The 20,034-nt window shown below is 32.2% G+C and carries 25 protein-coding genes; 24 read left to right on the top strand and 1 reads right to left on the bottom strand.

The window, feature by feature from the left end; genetic code table 11:
* Positions 1–461: 461 nt before the first annotated feature.
* A complete protein-coding gene (locus tag DQN46_RS07865; RefSeq protein WP_111743621.1) occupies positions 462–1,460 on the bottom strand; it encodes a D-2-hydroxyacid dehydrogenase in 999 nt (332 codons plus the stop codon).
* A 540-nt stretch (positions 1,461–2,000) separates the two neighbouring features.
* On the opposite strand from DQN46_RS07865, the gene DQN46_RS07860 reads away from it, so the two are divergent.
* From DQN46_RS07860 to rpmC, 24 genes are all read left to right on the top strand, one after another.
* Positions 2,001–2,276: an autorepressor SdpR family transcription factor gene (locus DQN46_RS07860; RefSeq protein ID WP_111743620.1), complete on the top strand. Its 276-nt coding sequence runs from the start codon at positions 2,001–2,003 to the stop codon at positions 2,274–2,276.
* Positions 2,260–2,883, top strand: coding sequence for a DUF1648 domain-containing protein (locus tag DQN46_RS07855; RefSeq protein ID WP_111743619.1), 624 nt, complete (start codon positions 2,260–2,262; stop codon positions 2,881–2,883). The genes DQN46_RS07860 and DQN46_RS07855 overlap by 17 nt, the downstream gene beginning before the upstream one ends.
* A gap of 194 nt (positions 2,884–3,077) precedes the next feature.
* Positions 3,078–5,399 (top strand): ABC transporter ATP-binding protein/permease, encoded by a 2,322-nt coding sequence (locus DQN46_RS07850; protein ID WP_111743618.1) that lies wholly within the window; start codon positions 3,078–3,080, stop codon positions 5,397–5,399.
* Between the two features lie 264 nt (positions 5,400–5,663).
* Positions 5,664–6,731, top strand: a complete 1,068-nt coding sequence (locus DQN46_RS07845) for a YdcF family protein (RefSeq protein WP_111743617.1) — start codon at positions 5,664–5,666, stop codon at positions 6,729–6,731.
* A gap of 112 nt (positions 6,732–6,843) precedes the next feature.
* Positions 6,844–7,305, top strand: a complete 462-nt coding sequence (gene tadA, locus DQN46_RS07840; protein ID WP_111743616.1) for a tRNA adenosine(34) deaminase TadA — start codon at positions 6,844–6,846, stop codon at positions 7,303–7,305.
* Positions 7,306–7,578: 273 nt separating this feature from the next.
* Positions 7,579–8,412 carry a methyltransferase domain-containing protein gene (locus DQN46_RS07835; protein WP_111743615.1) on the top strand — a complete coding sequence of 278 codons (834 nt, stop codon included), beginning with the start codon at positions 7,579–7,581 and terminating at the stop codon, positions 8,410–8,412.
* Positions 8,413–8,429: 17 nt separating this feature from the next.
* The gene (locus DQN46_RS07830; protein WP_004633626.1) at positions 8,430–8,711 is read left to right on the top strand and encodes a hypothetical protein; all 282 of its coding nucleotides are present in this window, start codon (positions 8,430–8,432) and stop codon (positions 8,709–8,711) included.
* Positions 8,712–8,792: 81 nt separating this feature from the next.
* The gene (locus DQN46_RS07825; RefSeq protein ID WP_111743614.1) at positions 8,793–9,839 is read left to right on the top strand and encodes a competence protein CoiA; all 1,047 of its coding nucleotides are present in this window, start codon (positions 8,793–8,795) and stop codon (positions 9,837–9,839) included.
* A 12-nt stretch (positions 9,840–9,851) separates the two neighbouring features.
* Positions 9,852–10,742 (top strand): DNA-processing protein DprA, encoded by an 891-nt coding sequence (dprA, locus tag DQN46_RS07820; protein ID WP_111743613.1) that lies wholly within the window; start codon positions 9,852–9,854, stop codon positions 10,740–10,742.
* 26 nt (positions 10,743–10,768) lie between these two features.
* Positions 10,769–11,443, top strand: coding sequence for a hypothetical protein (locus tag DQN46_RS07815; RefSeq protein WP_111743612.1), 675 nt, complete (start codon positions 10,769–10,771; stop codon positions 11,441–11,443).
* Between the two features lie 172 nt (positions 11,444–11,615).
* Complete coding sequence (locus tag DQN46_RS07810) at positions 11,616–12,797, top strand: CapA family protein (RefSeq protein WP_111743611.1); 1,182 nt, start codon at positions 11,616–11,618, stop codon at positions 12,795–12,797.
* 89 nt (positions 12,798–12,886) lie between these two features.
* Entirely contained in the window at positions 12,887–13,501 is a 615-nt protein-coding gene (locus DQN46_RS07805; protein ID WP_111743610.1) for a nitroreductase family protein, read from the top strand.
* A gap of 155 nt (positions 13,502–13,656) precedes the next feature.
* The gene (locus DQN46_RS07800) at positions 13,657–14,322 is read left to right on the top strand and encodes an HAD family hydrolase (protein ID WP_111743609.1); all 666 of its coding nucleotides are present in this window, start codon (positions 13,657–13,659) and stop codon (positions 14,320–14,322) included.
* A 42-nt stretch (positions 14,323–14,364) separates the two neighbouring features.
* Complete coding sequence (locus tag DQN46_RS07795) at positions 14,365–14,754, top strand: OsmC family protein (RefSeq protein WP_111743608.1); 390 nt, start codon at positions 14,365–14,367, stop codon at positions 14,752–14,754.
* A 399-nt stretch (positions 14,755–15,153) separates the two neighbouring features.
* Positions 15,154–15,462 (top strand): 30S ribosomal protein S10, encoded by a 309-nt coding sequence (rpsJ, locus tag DQN46_RS07790; protein ID WP_111743607.1) that lies wholly within the window; start codon positions 15,154–15,156, stop codon positions 15,460–15,462.
* Positions 15,463–15,481: 19 nt separating this feature from the next.
* Positions 15,482–16,144, top strand: coding sequence for a 50S ribosomal protein L3 (gene rplC / locus DQN46_RS07785; RefSeq protein ID WP_004633609.1), 663 nt, complete (start codon positions 15,482–15,484; stop codon positions 16,142–16,144).
* 32 nt (positions 16,145–16,176) lie between these two features.
* Positions 16,177–16,800 (top strand): 50S ribosomal protein L4, encoded by a 624-nt coding sequence (gene rplD, locus DQN46_RS07780; RefSeq protein WP_004633608.1) that lies wholly within the window; start codon positions 16,177–16,179, stop codon positions 16,798–16,800.
* Complete coding sequence (rplW, locus tag DQN46_RS07775; protein WP_004633605.1) at positions 16,800–17,081, top strand: 50S ribosomal protein L23; 282 nt, start codon at positions 16,800–16,802, stop codon at positions 17,079–17,081. Before rplD ends, rplW begins: the two co-directional genes overlap by 1 nt.
* 37 nt (positions 17,082–17,118) lie before the next feature.
* Complete coding sequence (gene rplB, locus DQN46_RS07770) at positions 17,119–17,949, top strand: 50S ribosomal protein L2 (RefSeq protein WP_004633604.1); 831 nt, start codon at positions 17,119–17,121, stop codon at positions 17,947–17,949.
* Positions 17,950–18,036: 87 nt separating this feature from the next.
* Positions 18,037–18,315, top strand: a complete 279-nt coding sequence (gene rpsS, locus DQN46_RS07765) for a 30S ribosomal protein S19 (protein ID WP_004633602.1) — start codon at positions 18,037–18,039, stop codon at positions 18,313–18,315.
* 33 nt (positions 18,316–18,348) lie between these two features.
* On the top strand, positions 18,349–18,684 hold the full coding sequence (gene rplV, locus DQN46_RS07760; protein WP_003144105.1) for a 50S ribosomal protein L22: 336 nt from the start codon (positions 18,349–18,351) through the stop codon (positions 18,682–18,684).
* Between the two features lie 48 nt (positions 18,685–18,732).
* Positions 18,733–19,386, top strand: a complete 654-nt coding sequence (rpsC, locus tag DQN46_RS07755) for a 30S ribosomal protein S3 (protein ID WP_004633600.1) — start codon at positions 18,733–18,735, stop codon at positions 19,384–19,386.
* Between the two features lie 3 nt (positions 19,387–19,389).
* The gene (gene rplP, locus DQN46_RS07750; protein WP_003147629.1) at positions 19,390–19,815 is read left to right on the top strand and encodes a 50S ribosomal protein L16; all 426 of its coding nucleotides are present in this window, start codon (positions 19,390–19,392) and stop codon (positions 19,813–19,815) included.
* Complete coding sequence (rpmC, locus tag DQN46_RS07745; protein ID WP_003144404.1) at positions 19,815–20,024, top strand: 50S ribosomal protein L29; 210 nt, start codon at positions 19,815–19,817, stop codon at positions 20,022–20,024. The genes rplP and rpmC overlap by 1 nt, the downstream gene beginning before the upstream one ends.
* Positions 20,025–20,034: the final 10 nt, after the last annotated feature.

Below are 20,034 nucleotides of genomic sequence, written 5' to 3'. Positions count from 1 at the left end.
TTATAAGAATGGAAACTAAAAAATCAACAGTTATAAGAACAATCTGAAGGATTGTATGATTTATATAGATGTACCCTAATTATCTATATAAATCATATAATGATTATCATAGGTATTAGCAGATTACCAAGAATTTGTAATTTTTGTATAACTACTTTTTTGGTTATTTCAGCAATACATATTTTAGTAGTAATCTATATTAAATGTAACAAACAGTATAATTGGAAATAAATAAAAATAATATTAATTATACTAAAATATTTTAATGATAAGATTACCTTAGTAACTGTTTACAGTTTAATTGTATCAAAATGTTGGATATTGTCAAATGATAGCCGAAAAGCAACCTATATTTTATGAAATATTTTTCAAAAAAGAAGTAGAATAGATGTGTTTATTTGATAACGGTATAAAAAAATGGGATAGCATTGAGCATATCCCATTTTTTATATTTTCATTAATTATCTATTTACAACATTAGGTGAATCACCAGTAGATATTACTTCAGTTGCTGCATTTAGTGCGCCTTCTACAAGGTTTTTAACCGCTGTTTCTGTGTAAAAAGCAGTATGAGGAGTATAAATAATATCATCTCTATCGATTAATTCTTGCATCACTTTATCATCAAACTCTTTGTTTGAGAAATCTTTAGGTACATAGTTTCCTTCGTTTTCATACACATCAAGGCTTGCTCCTAATAGTTTTCCGCTATCTAAGGCACGGATAACAGCTTTAGTATCAACAAGAACTCCGCGAGCAGCGTTGGCAAAGATAGAGCCATCTTTCATTTTGCTGAAGAATTCATCGTTTACCATGTGAGTATATTCTTTAGTGGCAGGAACGTGGATAGTAACTACATCAGATTGAGCTAATAACTCATCGATGCCATCTACATACTCAAGTACTTCGCGAGCAGCGTCTGATGGATATAAGTCATAACCGATAACACGACAGCCTAAACCTTTGAATAATGTCGCTGATTGGCGTCCGATGTTTCCTGTACCAAGGACACCGACAGTAAGTGTTCTAAGTTCTCTTGAAATAATATTTTTGTTCCAAGTAAAATCGTGCTTCTCTACATTGTTAAGAATTTTTTTAATATTTCTACTAATATATAAAACCGTTGTAACTACGTGCTCTGCAATTGCATTAGGAGAGTAGCGTGGAACGTTTGTCATACTTATTCCTAATTCACGCATATATTTTATATCATGGATATCAAACCCAGCCATTCTGTTTGCTATTACTTTAACACCTTGTTCTTTAGCATAGTCATAAACTTCTTTAGCGAATGGTCTATTTTGGAACATGACGATACCTTGTTTGCCATCGATTAAATGTTTTGTTTCTAGTTGAAGCTCCCCTTCATGCAAGTCAACTTCTACATCTGGATGTTCTTTTAACCAAGCATCAACAAATGGTCTTTCGTCTTCTCTTAAATTGAATAGTGCTAATTTCATAATGTAAACTCCTTTTAATTTTATATTCTAGATGAATATTAGATTAGAATGCTGTAACAAATAGATAATTAAGAACATCTAATATTCAGCTAGCACATAATTCACTTAAAAAGTGCAACACGTTAAAACGCTTCCTTACAGCCTTTATTTTAACAGAAAAATCTATGGTGTCAACATGGAGAAAAATATAATACAGAAAATATATTTAATAAACAGAATACTCTATGAACACTTATATAAAGTAGACTGAATGAAAATATCTAATGAAAACTTAATATTTTTTAATTGTATATTGAGATGGATTATGCTAAATCATAAAGATAACTTAGAACTATATAAATATAATTTTACTTAATTAAAATATAAGTATAGAAATTAAATGATTGTTAATACAGCTGTAAGTGTGTAATATAAAATACTTTCGAGGTCTATTTAGAAAAATATCTAAATAGTTCTTGACTTAACTTATCAAAAGATGTATAATCTATTTAGAAGGATATCTAAATAGATTAATAATATAAAAGGGGTGATATACATGGGATGAGTGAGACTTTGAAAGCTATATCTGATCCAATTAGAAGAAATATATTAGAATTGCTAAAAGAAGAAAAGAAAAGTGCAGGAGATATTGCAGCAGAATTTCATTTAACAGGGGCGACAGTATCGTATCATTTATCTCAGTTAAAAAAAGCGGGATTAATTATGGAGAGTAAATATAAAAATTATATTTACTATGAACTTAACGCTTCTGTTTTTGAAGAAGTGCTAATGTGGATATATGAATTAGGAGGGCAAAAAAATGAAAAAAATAGATAAGAAAATGTTACTATTTGGAATTTTATTATGTTTATTGCCGATGTTGATAGGATTTTATTATTATGATTTACTGCCTGATAAAATAGCAATTCACTTTAATATGCAAGGCAATCCTGATAACTTTGTTTCCAAAACTTGGGGTATTGTAGGTCTTCCGCTAGTAATGGGAGCAGTATTTTTAGTTTTATCTATTGCTTTAGATATTCAAGAGACTGGGAAAAAAGGTGCGTCTTTGGTAAAAATGATAATACCTATTATGAGTATTTTACTGCAAGGAGCATTAATCTATTACGCTCTTGATAATAATTTTGATGTAGGGAAACTAACATTGTTTACTGTAGGAATAATTTTTATGGTTTTAGGGAATTATTTACCTAAAAAAGAATACTGGGGTAAATATAATTTTAATCTTTGCGGTTTAGAAAAAGGATTAGATGAGCAAAAATTTATCCGCATATATTCAAGATTTATGGTTGCAAGTGGAGTTTTGATTTTCCTTAGTGCATTTTTTGATAATCGACTTGGGATAAGTATAGTTATAATTTTTGCAATTCTATCAGCGATTTTACCATTTTATTTAGCTAAAAAGTATAGAATTAAAGATTAGGGAGAAATTTTTCATTTTTTAGAAGGTAGTAATATAAAGAGGGGATACAAAAAATGTTCCACTGAAGATTGTGCTAAAAGAATAATTTTATATACTTTAAAGATATAAAATATCAAGTTAACATAAAGTTTTAAGTAAATATTATGTAATTTTGCTATATTAGGAATGTTGCATAAAATAGGAAGGGGAACGGAATGTTACAATTAAAAAATATTATTAAAAAATATAAAACTGGCGGCAACGAAGTTGAAGTGTTAAAGTCAGTCAATATTAGTTTTCGTGAGAGTGAGTTTGTTTCAATCTTAGGTGCTAGCGGTAGTGGTAAGACTACGTTATTAAATATTATTGGAGGTTTGGATAAATATTCTTCTGGAGACATGCTTCTTCTGGGGCGTTCAACAACGGAGTTTAAAGATCGTGATTGGGATAGTTATCGTAATGGGACTATCGGTTTTGTTTTTCAAAGTTATAATTTGATTTCTCATCTAAGTGTTCTTGAGAATGTTAAATTAGCATTATCGATATCAGGAGAATCGAATAAAGAAAATTACGCAAAGGCGAAAAAAGTGCTAGAAGATGTTGGATTGGGTGATCACATTAATAAAAAACCAAATCAACTTTCTGGTGGGCAGATGCAGAGGGTAGCGATTGCGCGTGCTTTGGTAACAGAGCCGAAAATTATTCTAGCTGATGAACCAACAGGAGCACTTGATAGTAAAACAAGTGTTCAAATAATGGAACTTATTAAAGAAATAAGTAAAGAAAAATTAGTGATTATGGTTACACATAACCCAGAATTAGCTAAAACATATAGTGATAGAATCGTTCGTTTAAGAGATGGAGAAGTTATTGAAGATACAAATCCATTTGTAGAGGAAACTTCTAACAGTGATTATAGTCTTAAAAAGACAGCGATGGCATTTAGTAGTGCGATAAAATCGAGTTTTAAAAACTTGCTTACGAAAAAATTCCGTACATTGATGACGATTATTGCAAGTAGTATAGGAATTATAAGTATAGGGTTAGTACTTGCTATTTCGTCAGGGATGGATAAATATATCCAAACTATGCAAAATGAGAATCTATCAAATATGCCAATTATGATTAACGCAAATCAGATTAATTTTGGTTTAAGTACAGAAGATGATAGTTCTGAACAAGATGCTAAAGGTAATGAGTTGGTTCCTAAATCACGTCGTGATGTTCATAGAAACTTATATACTGCTGATGCGCTAGGGACTGGTGAAACATTTATCAACTACATTCAAAATAATGCTAAAGATTACTATTCATCTATTGATTTCGTTAAAGGGTATCAAGTTATGGCTCTTAAGAAGAATGCTAAAGGTGATGTGAGCTTGGTAAAAGATAATAAAAATATTTATAGTGGTGATAGTATTTTCGGAGTGCTACCAGAAGATAAAAATATGATTCTAAAGCAATACGAAGTTGTGAAATCTTCTGAAAGTAACTTTGAGTATCCTAAAGGCAACGAATTAGTGTTATTCACAGCGTACAATAATGAAATAGACAAAGATACGCTAAGAGCATTAGGGTTTGATGAAAATAGTAAAGTTAAGTATGACGATATTTTAGGAAAAGAATTTAGTATAGTTGATAATGATAGCTACTATAAAAAGATAGCGGATAGATTTATTCCGGCAGAAACAGATGATAAAATGTATGATGCAGGGACAAAAGTAAAAGTAGTTGCGATATTAAAAGCTAAAGATAATGTAACAAATCCAAATTTTACTTTAGGATATACACGTGAACTACAAAAAACAATGCTAGATAAAGAAGTTAAGTCGGATATTGTAGTTGCTCAACAAGCAGACAAAACTAAAAATATCATAACAGGTGAAAAAATGGATGCAGATACTGCAGAGCAGGTATTAGCTACATTAGGAGCAGATGTTGCACCAAGTTCAATTAATATTTATCCGAAAACATTTGCCGATCGTGATAAAATTGCAGAAGTAATTAACGACTTTAATAAAAAAGTTTCTGAGAAGTATGGAGCCAATAGTGCTGATTACCACAAATACAGTATTACTTACGCTGATATGGCAAAACAAATGACATCAATTATGTCTCAAATGATAAATACAATTTCATTAATTTTAACTGCGTTTGCGGGTATCTCACTAATCGTATCATCAATTATGATTGGTATTCTTACGTATGTATCTGTAGTTGAAAGGACAAAAGAGATTGGTATTTTACGAGCAATAGGGGCGCGTAAGAAAGATATTACTCGTATCTTTATTGCAGAGGCAGGGCTTATAGGATTTGCTTCGGGAGCGATAGGAGTTCTAGTTGCAATGGGGTTAGCGATACCTATTAGTAGCTCAATCGCAAATGCCCTTAAAATAGAGAGTTTCAGTGCGAATCTAGATGTAAAAGCAATAGTAGGATTAATCCTATTAAGTTTAGTATTAACGCTTATCGCAAGCATTATCCCATCAAGAATGGCTGCGAAAAAAGATCCAGTAGAGGCGCTGAGAACAGAGTAATAAGTGGTTTATATTCATTTAAAATGAAAAGTAACAGAAATTAGCCACAGATAAGAAAAAACACCTTAATGGTTGAACTTAAAAATTCTAACTTTTAGGGTGTTTTTTGATGGGGATTAGATATAAATATAATGGCTAGATTTAGATGATACACAAATTAAGAGTATTGTTAAAATAGATTGACACATATTTATTAACCCCTTATAATAAAATATTGTATTATAAATTAACCGATTTTTAACGGATTGGAGAGAGGAGGATTGGATGTCGATAGAATTAGGAGTTTTTATTATTTTTATTTTTTGGCTATTTATATTTTTATTTGTTTTATATAAAGATAGACGAAATTTATTTTTGGGAATCAGTTTTCTAGCGACCATACTTTTTCTTGCTTTATATCTAATGTTTATTGTTGTTAAGTATGCTAATGATTATCCTATTGTCTACTATATAGGTGTGATAGGTTTAATGGGTATATTGTTTATTGTAACGATTTTACCTCTTGCTGTAGTGTTGATGTTCTTCTATAATTCGTTTATGATTGTTCGGCGAGAAGGATTAAGACTGAGAAATCTTTTGAGTCTTGGAACGATAATTTTACTTATAGGTTACGTTGTCTGGTGGCCTAGCATTGGACGATATACATACGAAAGTATGACTTTAAATGGAATTTACATCTATATTACTTTAGTAGTATTATATTTTATTTGTATTGGAGTATCATATTTAGCAGCAAGTACCTTAAATATTATAAACTTACTTCCAAGAAAACTTGATTATGTTGTTGTTCTTGGAGCAGGACTAATAGGAGAGCGTGTAACACCGCTGCTTGCTAGTCGCATAATAAAAGGGATAAAGATTTATAGTAAACATCCAGGTAGTAAACTTATTATGTCCGGAGGGCAAGGTGCCGATGAAGTAGTATCTGAAGCATTTGCAATGAAAAATTATGCGCTTGAACAAGGGGTTTCTGAAGAAGATATAATTATGGAAGATAAGTCTACTAATACAGAAGAAAATATTAAATTTTCAAAAAGGCTTATGAAAGATGTTAACTCGCGTTTCGCCTTGGTCACTAATTATTATCATGTTTACCGAGCGTTAGTTCTTGCGAAAACTTTAGGTTTTAGGTGTATTGGTTATGGAGCGCCAACAAAATTCTATTTTACTCTTAATGCATTTATTCGTGAATTTATAGGGTATTTATATTTAAAAAGAAAAATACATGCTATAGTGATAGTTAGCTTAACGATATTATTTATATTAGCCATTGCTGTTGTTGAAATATATTATCGAGTTAATTTTGGTGGAGGACCAGCATTAAAAAATTAAAGAAATATAAAATTCTGAAACTAGAAATAGTTTTGGAATTTTTTTATGTTTATAGTATAATGAGATAAAGATTAGAAGCTAGTGCATAATGAGATAAGTGAGGATAAATATTTTGAAAGATCATAATTATTATATGGAGATGGCATTGGAAGAAGCACGGCGTGCCTATCAAAAAGGAGAAGTACCTGTAGGAGCGGTTTTAGTTATAGATGATGAAGTAGTCGCAAAGGCTCATAATACTCGAGAAGCTAGTCAACAAGCACTAAATCATGCGGAGATGTTGGTTATAAAAGGAGCGTGCGAGAAAATAGGTTTTTGGAGATTGGATAATAGTTATCTTTATACGACAGTAGAGCCCTGTGTCATGTGTAGTGGAGCGATTATTCAAGCTCGAGTAGAAAATGTGATATACGGTGCAGCTGATGTTAAATATGGTTGTTGTGGCAGTTGTATTGATTTAGTTGCGAATAATAAATTTAACCATCAAGCTCATATAATTTCAGGAGTATTAGAAGAAGAGTGCGCAGCACTTATGAAAGATTTCTTTAGGGAACTACGTGATAGGAAAAAATAAATAATATTTTTTCAGATGTATTCCTTAAAAGATTATAATTATAAAATAATAAAAAATAGTAATAAATAAATATAATAACGATAAATTTATTCTTAAATAAATTTATCGTTGTTTTTAATTTAAAGTCTATTAAAGTAAAGAAAATTAGATAATAAAAATAAAATATATTGTAAAACTAAAAAAACAAAAAATTATATCTTTATTTTATATTTTCACTATCTTTATTTTAAGAAATTTGATACAATGAGAGTAGAAAGTAAAAGAGGAATTTTGATGAAAATAGAGAATGTTATAAAGAAATTTAAAGACGAAGACATTTACCTTTGTCCGAAGTGTTTAAAGCAATCTAATATACAAAATATAAGTCTAGTTTGTGAAAATAATCATCAATATGATTTTTCGAAAAAGGGTTATATTCATCTTATAAATAATTATAAAGCGACAAAATATAGTATGGAATTATTTGAAGCCCGAAGTGTGATTTTTAAGGGGGAGTTTTACAAAGAGGTATTTCTTGAGTTAGGAAAACTTGTAGAAAAATATTCTAAGGATGTTTTAATAGATGCTGGATGCGGTGAAGGATATTATATTAGGCAACTAAAAGAGATATTTCCTGAGAAATATTTTTTCGGACTTGATAATAGCAAGGCGGCGATAGAGCTTGCGGTAAAAGAGGATAAATTAAATCCGTATATGTTAGCGAATATTGAACCACTACCTTTTCAAGATAATAGCGTGTCGTGTATTTTAAATATTCTTACACCTGCTAACTATAATGAGTTTTTTAGGGTGTTAGGAGAAGAAGGGTATTTAATCAAAATAATACCTAATACGGATTATTTAAGGGAAATCCGTGAGTTAATGGGAGTAAAGGAATATAAAAATACTGAAACAGTAAATCTTATTAAAGAAAACTGCACCATAATAGAACGTGTTAGGGTAAATAAAATGTACGAACTGGATGAGTATTTGGCGGAGAATTTTTTAAAGATGACACCATTAACATTTTCTAAAGATGTATCAAAAGAAGATATAAAAAAATTAAAGAAAATAACTATAGATTTAGAGATTTTAGTTTGTAAAAAATATAATGGACATTTTTATTAACAAAGGGGGAATTTTTTATGAATACTAAAGATTATGATCGAGTTGTTGAAGTGAAAAAATATGTAAAAAAACCATGGCCTACGAATTGTCTTGATTTTGCGTTAAGAGAAGGGGATATGTATCTTATGAGAGAGGCTAGTATTCGTCAGACGAATTATTACCTTTGCGAAAAAGATGGGAAAACGTATCTAATAGATAGTGATAAACACAAGGATGAAATAGATTGGGTAAATCTAGCTAAGTTTGTCGAAGTAGAAATAGATGATTCTGTGTACAGAAGATATAGAGTATTGAAGTAAATTGACAATTAAATAATTTCTGATGTAAAAGCGTGTAATGGCTCTAGAAGAAATAGTCTAGAGATTTAAAGGAGAAAAATCATGTACGTAGCATACGATAGTAAAGATGAAGTTTGGAACGCCTTAGATGATAAGATAGAAAAAGAAAAAGAGTATCATTGCCCAATCTGTGGAGGAAAGGTTATTTTTAAACAAGGTAAAAAAATTCAGTCTCATTTTGCTCATGCTAAAAATTGCTCATGCCAATATGAAACGTATAAAAAAGAGAGTAAGGAGCATTTAGAGACGAAAAGAGATCTTTACGAGCATTTTATGAAAAAATATCGCAATGTAGAAGTGGAACATATTTTTAAAGTAGGTGAAAATACTATCCAAATAGCAGATGTATTTATAAAGGATAAGAATATCGCTTTTGAATATCAGCGCTCCGTAATACCTTATGAAGCGATAAAAGAACGTACAAAAGGTTATGAAAAAGCAGGATTGCGTCTGATTTGGTTAATAGATACAAATAAGTTTGTAAAAACACTTAAAACATATGACGGTATTAGTTATATACGCTATGCACCGTTTGTGGATACTTTTCTAAATTATTATCAAGGTAAGATATTTTTCTACGGTTGGGATAATCTCAATAAAAAGTTTGAATTCTATCAAATTTGGGCACATAATCTTAAAAAAAGAAATGCTATTTGTATAAAGACCAGCTTTGATATTGATGAATTTGATATACCTTTAGATTTAAAGTTACTTGATAAAGATTTGACATCTAAATTGTATCCTGAAGATATTGAAAATTACGTATATGAACAGATTAAATACGATAAAACTGTAAAAAATAAAATTCTAAGTATGTTTTATAATCAGCATATAGAGTTAAATAATATTCCGAATGTTATTGGGATAAATATGCTTGAACAAATACTTATAAAAACACCGCTTATCTATTGGCAAGGGATGATGTATAAATTTTTTAAAGAAGGAAAAACTTATCCTGAACTTATACGCATAATGAGTAATATTATTGAGTTTAAAGATAATATTTATATAAACAATATTCAACAGGGAGAGATTTTCTTGAAAGTATTTAAACAATACTATAGAGAATTAGTTGCGAAAGAGAATTAAGGGGAATATATTATGGAAGAGTCTTGTGGGAAACTATCAGATATAGAAAAAAAGATACTATTGTCGTTATTAGCGATAGAAAAAGTTACTACTTTGAAAATACATAAAATACTTAAAGACTTAGGCTGTATAGAAAAATTCTCGGAGTTGTCCTTAGAGGGGTTTAAGGTCTATTTTGGAGATAATGCAGAAGAAGTCTATGAGAAATTTAATAATAATATGAAATTTGACTTTGTTAGTTACTTTGATTTCTATAATGTGAAATGTATCTTTTGTGATGATGTTTATTATCCGCAAGATTTTTTCAGACTATATGACTATCCGTTTGTTATTTTTTATAGAGGAAACAAAGATTTATTATTATTTAAAAGAAAAATGTCAATTGTGGGCAGTAGAAATAATACTTCATATTCAGATACTGCGTTAAAAATTATTGTGCCACATTTGATAGATAATAATTTTGTTATAGTTAGTGGCTTGGCATCGGGAGTTGATAGTTTGGCTCATCAAGCAGCTGTAAAAAGCAAGGGATACACAATAGGAGTAATAGCTCAAGGGCATAATATTGTTTATCCTGAACAAAGTAGAGAGTTATACAGACAATTAGAGGCTAATCATCTTATAATATCGGAGTATTTTCCGACTTCTCCGATAAGGAAATACAAATTTTTGGAAAGAAATAGGCTTGTAGCGGGGCTTTCAAAAGCACTTTTGGTAACAGAAGCGGCACAAAGAAGTGGTACGCAACGAACGATAGATTTTGCTTTAGACTTAGGAAATTCTGTATTTTGTTTACCGGGAAGATTTGGTGATAAGATGAGTTGGTCGATGAATGAATATATAAAAGAGGGGGCGATATTAGTTAATAAATTAGAGGATTTTGGTAGTGAGCTAGGATTTTAGTAAAAATATTTGAGAGGATGATTCAAATGACAGATATTTTATTTATTAATCCACTAGGTTGGGATAATATTATCTGGGCGAGAGTCACAGAGCAAATTCCAAACAAAACCTTTGATTTTATTGAATTTACAGAAGAGAGTTTTAAATCTATATCAAAAAAAGAAATTGAACAGGTTCTATTGAATAAAATGACAAGAGTAAAAAGAGGGGGCTATATAGTAGCGGCTTCTTATGGTACGGTTGTTTTGCTTAATGGGTTGGAAATTTTTAGTGAATACCTTGATGGGGTTAATCTTATTGTCATCGAGGGGCTAGAACCTATACCTCCGAAATCAGTTTTAAAAACATATTTTGAACCAGAGATAAAGTTTACTAGTAAAGAAGAATATTTATCAAAGACACTTAGTGAAAAAGAAATGCAAGACGGTTTTTTGGTTGAGCTGCTTTTAAGGAAGCTCAAAAAAGAAGGTAGTAAATATGTTATGAAACCAGGGATAAAAATAGAGTATGATTATTTATCTTTATACGCTGGAATAAATAATTTGGAGTTGCTAAAAAAATGTAGATTGATTTTCCATAAAATTACTATATTTTCATATTTCAAATTAGTAGCTGTAAATTATATACAAATAGAGGAGGATGATCACCTGCTAATGGTGACAAAACCGCAGATGATTTTAAGGATTTTATTAGGGAATTAGAAAATTATGTTAAAGAAAGTAGATAGAAAGATTTTTCCGAGAAGAGTTATTAAAAGAAAGGAATATATACTTCTTGAGAAATATAAGGAAATATAGTAAAAGGTAGTTAATTAATAAGATTAGCTACTTTTTACTATATGAAGTTTCTGAATAATGTAATTAGGAGGGGACTATGAAAAAGATATTGTTATATATATTGAGTATAGTAAGTTTGTGTGGAGTTATTTTTCTTGGTATTTATTATTTAACGTTAGGAGATAAAGAGGGGGGAGTTCTAGAAAGTAAAAAGAAAAATCCAAATGTGAAAACTGCTCGCGTGGTAGCTAATGGCGATATTCTTTGTCATGATGCACTTTATTATACTGCGAAAAAGGGTGATGGGAGTTATGATTTTAATCAATTTTTTGAGTACGTTAAACCATGGATAGAGGAAGCTGATTTAGCGATAGGAGATTTTGAGGGGACTATTAGCGATAAGCATCCGCTAGCTGGATATCCTTTGTTTAATGCTCCTATCGAAATAGCAGATACAATAAAAGATTTAGGGTATGATGTTGTCGATTTAGCTCATAATCATATATTAGATTCGGGGTTATATGGTGTGAAATATACAGCAAAAACCTTTAAAGATAGGGGGTTAGATGTTGTAGGTGTTCATGTTGATAAAAAGCGTTCAGAAGATAGAGTACTGATAAAAGAAGTTAATGGTATTAAAATAGCTATTTTGGCGTATTCTTATGGATATAATGGTATGGACGCAAATCTGACGAGGGAAGAACGAAATAATTATTTGGCAGACCTTGATGAAGAAAAAATGAAAGAAGAGATACAACGAGCTGAAAAAGAAGCGGATGTCACTATAGTAATGCCTCAGATGGGGATTGAGTATGAATTGCAGCCTACAGAAGAACAAAAAGTTCTTTATCGTAAGATGATAGATTGGGGAGCGGATGTAATTTTTGGAGGGCATCCTCATGTTGTTGAACCTGCAGAAGTTCTTGAAAAAGATGGGGATAAAAAATTTATAATTTATTCTATGGGGAATTTTATTTCTAATCAACGTATGGAGAGAATGGATAATAAATGGCCGGAGCGAGGGTTGTTAATGGATGTTACATTTGAAAAGTCTAATGATAAAACGATAATAAAAACTGTAAAAGCTCATCCAACGTTAGTTTATTCAAAACTTAATGGTAGATGTATAAATAGTATAGCTTTATATGATTATAAAGTTATGATATTAGAAGATTTTATTGTGGGTGGCAAGCATCGTGATAAGTTGGATGAAAAGATGAAGAAAAAAGTAGATATTGCTTATAAAGAGATGATGGAGCACGTGAATTTGAAGTGGTAAAACTCTTTTGTCGAAAGTCTTTTGTTTGATAATAGTTCTCAAATATAGTAAAATTATCTACCTAATGACTTATAGAAGGAGAAGATTTGATGACAGAGTTTTTTGATGTAATTAGAAATAGAAGATCGGTGAAATACTTTGATAGTAGTGTAAAAATAGAGCGTGAAGAAATTTTAGAAATGTTAGATGAGGCTAATATTTCTCCATCATCGTGTAATTTTCAACCGTGGAGATATATTGTAGTTGATACGCCTGAAGGAAAAGAAAAGCTAGCTAATGCAAACTATAATTTAACACAAAATGAAACATCAGCAGCGATGATTATAGTCTTAGGTGATTTAAACTATTTTGATAAATTTGATACTATATATAATGAAGAAGTAAAACAAGGTCATATGACTGAGGAAATAAAAGAATCATTTAAACAAGGTATGGGCAAAATGGTTGAAAGTTTACCGCAAGACGTAAAAAGAGAATTAGTTTACTTTGATTGCGGAATTTGGACAATGCAATTTTCTAATATCGCCCACGCTAAAGGATATGACACTAATATCATCGGTGGATTTAAAAGAGATAAAGTTTCAGAATTGTTTGATTTAGATAAAAATCTAGTACCGGTAATGTTAATTGCTCTGGGTAAAAAAGAAAGAGATGGACGTCCGTCTACGCGTATGAGCGCTAAAGATTTAGTAAGATTTGAATAATAAAAAGAGTTGCTTAAATTCTATATTGGTTGAGAAGATTGTACTTTTGTGCTAATAAGTGTTAAGCAACTTTTTACTATATTACCGGCATATTATTTTGAAAAAATGAATTAACATTATAAAATATATAGTATATGATTGGAAGGAGAACTATATTGAAAAAACTAGAAGCGGTAATTTTTGATTTTGATGGGACAATAGTAGATACAGAAAAAGTCTACTTTGAGAATATGCGTGATTTAACGAGTGAGATGCTAGGGGAAACTCTTGATAAAATGGATTATATCGAAAATGTTTCGGGGACTAATGAAGAAACAAGTAGAAGATATTATAATAAACGATTTGGTATGTCAGACGATGATTATGATAAGTTTGAAGAGGAAATTACTAGACGTATTATAAAAAATTATCATAATGCACCTGTTTTGCCAGGTATAGCTGAAGTCATGGAATATTTACATGAGATAGGCGTTAAAATGGCAGTAGCATCTAATGGTAAGGAAGAACACATTAGAACAGGGTTGCAAAAAAAGGGGTTTGAGAAGTATATTGGGGCGATTGCTACGAGAGAAGAAGTAGAGAACCCAAAACCTGCGTCAGATGTGTATCTATTGGCTGCTAGAAAATTAGGTGTAAAAATAGAAAACTCAATAGCTATTGAAGATTCTAAACCAGGAGCATTAGGAGCAAGTAGATCTGGGGCAACATTAATTTTACAGACTAATGAAATTACAAAGTATATGGACTTTAGTGAAGTTCAATATGCGTATAAAGATGTTGATTTATTAGAAACTATAAAAAATGTAGTAGAAGATAAGTAATATAGAAGAAATTTATAAAAAGATGCGACGGAGGTATTTTTAATGTATATATCGAATCTAAAAATTAAAGAAGGGTTTACTGCTAATGCTACGACCCCTCTTGGTGGGAAGTATTCTATGAGAATAGAAGAAGAGTTTGATGGGCCAATGGAAATTTTCACTGTTGCTTACAACGGTTGTATAAGTATGTGTGCTAAAGGATATTTTGTCAGAGCCTATGGTCTAACGGACTTGTCGGTGGAGACAGAATTAAAGGTAGACTACGATAATAAAATAATTATAGCTGATGTTTATGTTGATAGAACGGAAGAAGAATTAAGTTTAAAAGATAGAGAAGGTATATTGGAAAATATTAAATTAAGATGTAAAGTTTCACATCTTTTATCTAGCGAACTAAAAATTCAATATAATATATTACCTTTTAAAAAATAGATTTTTTTAGAAAAAACTTAGAGTGGAAATTCTAGGTTTTTTATTATATCTATGAAAAAAGTTTGTTATGCTTTGTGTGAGAAGTTTAAAAATAAAAAGCTATAATAGATTTTTTTCTTCTATATTAATGTAATATTTCTGAGGTGAAAAATTTCAAGAGGAAAAGCTCTAAAAAATAGAAAACACATTCATTAATTTTTTTTTAATTTTTTTCGTCAAAACTCTTGCAATATCTAGAATAACAATGTATAATAATGAATGTTGGTCTGTAAAAGACTTGCGTTGAAGCGAAAGGTTACTGACACGCCCGGCCGCTTTGCCATGGCATGGCGTGCTGGAGAACTTTCGTGGAGAAGTTGCTACTAGATAGCAGCGAATAAATGTATAGGAGGAGAAATGATGGCAAAACAAAAAATTCGTATTCGTCTAAAAGGATATGATCACAGATTAGTGGATCAAAGTGCAGAGAAAATTGTTGAAACTGCAAAACGTTCTGGAGCAAAAGTTTCTGGGCCAATCCCATTACCAACAGAAAAAGCAGTATACACAATTTTACGTTCAGTTCGCATTTACAAAGATAGCCGTGAACAATTCGAACAACGTACACACAAACGCCTAATCGATATTATTGAACCAACACAAAAAACAGTTGACGCTTTAATCAGCTTAAACTTACCATCAGGTGTTGACATCGAATTAAAATTATAATTATAGGAGGTGACTTTCGATGACCAAAGGTATCTTAGGAAGAAAAGTAGGTATGACTCAAATCTTCGCTGAAAATGGAGAATTAATTCCAGTAACAGTAGTTGAAGCGAAAGGTAACGTCGTATTACAAAAGAAAACAGAAGAAGTTGAAGGATACAACGCAATCCAATTAGGATTTGATGATAAACGTCCTTACGATAAAGAACGTAAAGATCGTTTAGTAAAAGTTGCGAACAAACCTGAACAAGGTCACGCAGATAAAGCTAACACTGCTCCAAAACGTTTCGTACGTGAAATCAGAGATGCAGATGTAGCTAGTTATGAAGTAGGTCAAGAAGTCCAAGTTGATATTTTTGCAGCAGGGGACTTAGTTGACGTAACAGGAGTAAGTAAAGGTAAAGGATTCCAAGGGGCGATTAAACGTCATGGACAAAGTCGTGGACCAATGGCTCACGGTTCTCGTTACCACCGCCGTCCTGGGTCAATGGGACCTGTAGCACCTAACCGTGTATTCAAAGGTAAAGCATTACCAGGTCAAATGGGTGGAGTTACAGTTACTACTCAAAACTTAGAAATCGTAAGCGTAGACGTAGAAAACGGACTAATCCTAGTTAAAGGATGTATTCCAGGATCTAAGAAAAGCTTCGTAAAAATCCAATCAGCAGTTAAATCTGGTAAATAATCGGAAAATATACGGAAGGAGGAAATTAGATAATGCCACAATTAGATTTATTTAAACAAGACGGTACTAAAGTTGGTGCAGTTGAAGCTAATGATGCAGTATTCGGAATCGAACCAAATCAACACGTTTTATTCCAAGCTGTAACTTTACAAAGAGCATCACTTCGTCAAGGTACACACAAAACAAAAGGACGTTCTGAAGTTTCAGGTGGTGGTCGCAAACCATGGCGTCAAAAAGGAACAGGTCGTGCTCGTCAAGGATCTATCCGTTCACCACAATGGCGTGGAGGTGGAATTGTATTCGGACCTACACCACGTAGCTATAGCTTCAAAATGCCACGTAAAATGCGTCGTTTAGCATTACGTTCTGCTTTATCTTCTAAAGTAGCGGCTAACGAAGTATTTGCATTAGAAACATTAACATTTGATTCAATCAAAACTAAAAACTTTAAAGAAATGTTATCAAACCTTAGCCTAGAGAAAAAAGTATTATTCGTAGTTACTGAACTAGAAGAAAATACTGTTTTATCAGGAAGAAATATTCCAGGAGTTGAATTCGTAGAAACTACTGGACTTAACGTATTAGACATCTTAGGAAGCAACAAAGTTGTATTCACTAAGGATGCATTAGAAAAAGTTGGGGAGGTATTAGCATAATGGAAGCACGCGATATTATCAAACGCCCAGTATTAACTGAAAAAAGTTATTTATTAATGCAAGAAAATAAATACACTTTCCTAGTAGACACACGCGCTCACAAAACTCAAATTAAACAAGCTATCGAAGAAATCTTCGGAGTTAAAGTTGAGAAAGTAAACGTAATGAACTACAAACCAAAATTCCGTCGTGTTGGAAGATACGGTGGATACACTAACAAACGTAGAAAAGCTATCGTTAAGTTAGCAGCAGGACAAACAATCGAAGGATTATTCGCATAGGATAATCGTTAAAACCACTAAGGAGGAAAAATGACAAATGGCAATTAAAGTATACAAAGCTATTACTAATGGTCGTCGTAACATGACTTCATTAGACTTTGCAGAAATTACAACTAACAAACCAGAAAAGTCATTATTAGCGCCGCTACCGAAAAAAGCGGGAAGAAATAACCAAGGTAAAATTACTGTTCGTCACCACGGTGGAGGACATAAAAAACAATACCGTATTATTGACTTCAAGAGAAATAAAGACAATGTACCAGCGAAAGTTGCTACAATCGAGTATGATCCAAACCGTTCAGCAAACATCGCTCTATTACACTATGTAGATGGAGAAAAAAGATACATCATTGCTCCTAAAGAATTACAAGTAGGACAAATCTTAGTATCAGGTGAAGGTGCTGATATCAAAGTTGGTAATGCATTACCATTAGCAAACATCCCTGTAGGGACATTAATCCACAACATCGAACTTAAACCTGGGAAAGGTGGACAATTAGTACGTTCAGCTGGAGCAAGTGCTCAAGTACTTGGTAAAGAAGGTAAATACGTACTTGTACGTCTTAAATCAGGAGAAGTAAGAATGATCTTAGCAACTTGCCGTGCTACAATCGGAGAAGTTGGTAACGAACAACACGGACTAGTTAATATCGGTAAAGCCGGTAGAACTCGTTGGTTAGGTAAAAGACCTACTGTACGTGGATCTGTAATGAACCCGAACGATCACCCACACGGTGGTGGTGAAGGACGTACTTCAATCGGACGTAAATCACCAATGTCACCATGGGGTAAACCTACACTTGGTAAGAAAACTCGTTCTAAAAAAGCTCGTTCAAACAAATTCATCGTACGTGCTAGAAACAAATAATAAAACGAAACAAAGGTCGGCTGGTGAGGAGCAAGTGCTCTTTACCACAACCTTAAGTATGCAAAGTATCGGAAAGGAGATAACACAATGGCTCGTAGTTTAAAAAAAGGACCATTCGCTGATCACCACTTATTAGCAAAAGTTGAAAAAATGAGCGAACAAGAGAAAAAACAAGTAATCAAAACTTGGTCTCGTCGTTCAACAATCTTCCCAACATTCATAGGACTTACTTTTGCAGTATATGACGGAAGAAAACATGTACCTGTATATGTGACTGAAGATATGGTAGGACACAAATTAGGTGAATTCGCACCAACAAGAACTTACAAAGGTCACGCAGCAGACGACAGAAAAACAAGAAGATAATAATTTAGAAATAAAAATCAAGGAGGCACATTCATGGAGTCAAAAGCAATCGCTAAGACAGTCCGCATTGCTCCTCGTAAAGTAAGACTAGTATTAGACTTAGTACGTGGAAAAAAAGTGGGCGAAGCATTAGGAATTTTAGAATTCACAACTAAATCAGCTTCTTTACCAGTAGCTAAAGTAATTAAATCAGCTGCTGCTAACGCTGAACATAACTATGGAATGAATGTAGAAGACTTAGTAGTATCACAAGCATTTGCAAATGAAGGACCAACTCTTAAAAGATTCCGTCCAAGAGCAAAAGGTGCTGCAAGTTCAATTAACAAAAGAACAAGTCACATCACTATCGTTTTAAGTGACAACAAATAATAAAAATTAAGAATTATAAGCTAAACTAATTAAAGGAGGCTACAAACTGTGGGTCAAAAAGTACATCCAATAGGCTTACGTGTTGGAGTTATTCGTGATTGGGATTCAAAATGGTATGCTGAAAAAGATTTCGCAACTAACCTACACGAAGATTTCAAAATCCGTGAGTTCATCAGTAAACAATTAAAAGATGCTTCAGTTTCTAAAGTTGAAATTGAAAGATTTGATAAGAAAGTAAATATTTCAGTACACACTGGTAAACCAGGTATGGTAATCGGTAAAGGTGGATCTGAAATCGATAAATTAAGATTAGAATTAAACAAATTAACTGGAAAAAGAGTACACATTAATGTAGTTGAAATCAAAAAAGTTGATATCGACGCTAAATTAGTAGCTGAAAACATTGCTCGTCAATTAGAAGCTCGTGTATCATTCCGTCGTGCTCAAAAACAAGCTATCCAAAGAGCTATGAGAGCAGGAGCTAAAGGAATCAAAACTCAAGTATCAGGTCGTCTAGGTGGAGCAGATATCGCTCGTGCAGAACACTACTCAGAAGGTTCAGTGCCTCTACACACATTAAGAGCAGACATCGACTACGCTCACGAAGAAGCAGATACAACTTATGGTAAACTTGGAGTTAAAGTTTGGATTAACCGTGGTGAAGTATTACCAACTAAGAAATCTGAAAAAGGAGGTAACTAATTTATGTTAATGCCTAAACGTGTTAAATATCGTCGTCAACACAGACAATCAACAAAAGGTAAATCTAAAGGCGGAAATGTAGTAGATTTCGGTGAATATGGTTTACAAGCTACTACTGCAGCAAGAGTTACTTCTCGCCAAATTGAAGCTGCGCGTATAGCGATGACTCGTTATATGAAACGTGGTGGTAAAGTTTGGATCAAGATCTTCCCTCACATGCCTTACACTAAAAAACCATTAGAAGTTCGTATGGGATCTGGTAAAGGTGCAGTTGAAGGATGGGTTGCAATCGTTAAACCAGGTAGAGTGATGTTCGAAGTTGCTGGAGTAAGTGAAGAAGTTGCACGTGAAGCTCTAAGACTTGCATCTCACAAGTTACCTGTTAAATGTAAATTTGTAAAACGTGAAGAAACAGGTGGTGAAGCATAATGAAAACAAATGAATTCAAATCAATGATTAGAGAATTAACTTCACAAGAGTTAGAAACAAAAATCAAAGAATTAAAAGAAGAGCTTTTCAACTTACGCTTCCAATTGGCAACTGGTCAATTAGAAAATACAGCTCGTATTAGTCAAGTTAGAAAATCAATCGCTCGTATGAAAACTGTTATTCGCGAAAGAGAATTAGCGAATAAATAATATAGGAGGC

The sequence above is a fragment of the Gemella morbillorum genome (assembly GCF_900476045.1).
GTDB lineage: Bacteria > Bacillota > Bacilli > Staphylococcales > Gemellaceae > Gemella > Gemella morbillorum.
This window is presented reverse-complemented; position numbering and strand designations above follow the sequence as displayed.